Consider the following 503-nt stretch of genomic DNA (forward strand, 5'->3'; position numbering starts at 1 on the left):
GCTCCCGAGCGGCCGCCCGGCGAGCGAAGACCTTGCCGCCGACACCGTCCGCTGGCGCGACCAGCCGATCACGCCCGTGTGGGCCTTCGGACACGGGCTCAGCTACACCACGTTCGACTACGGCCCGCTGACGCTCGACCATGCGAGCATCCCCGCCGCCGGCGGCACCGTCACGGTCTCGGTCCCTGTCACCAACACCGGCGCGCGGGCCGGCGACGAGGTGGTCCAGCTCTACATGCGCGACCCTGTCGCCTCGGTTTCGCGCCCGGTCATGCAGCTGCGCGGCTTCCGCCGCGTCGCGCTGCAGCCTGGCGAGACTCGCACGGTCCGCTTCACGCTCAGCGCCGCGCACTTCGCGCTGTGGGCGCAGCGGGGCGGTTGGATGATTGAGCCGGGTACGATCGAGCTCATGGCTGGCGGGGCAAGCGACCGTATCGAGGCGCGCGCCACGCTGACGATCGAAGGCACCGGCGCAGGAACCCAGTCGCCAGCCTCGCTGGCAG

1 protein-coding gene is annotated in these 503 nt (G+C 72.2%); it reads left to right on the forward strand.

The genetic code is table 11. The annotated features are described in order from the left end of the window. A partial coding sequence (locus tag J7528_RS24225) for a fibronectin type III-like domain-contianing protein (protein WP_291879955.1) occupies positions 1–503 on the forward strand: 503 nt, incomplete at both ends.

Origin of the sequence: Caulobacter sp. (assembly GCF_017744445.1) — a bacterium.
In the GTDB taxonomy this organism is placed as follows: Bacteria; Pseudomonadota; Alphaproteobacteria; order Caulobacterales; family Caulobacteraceae; genus Caulobacter.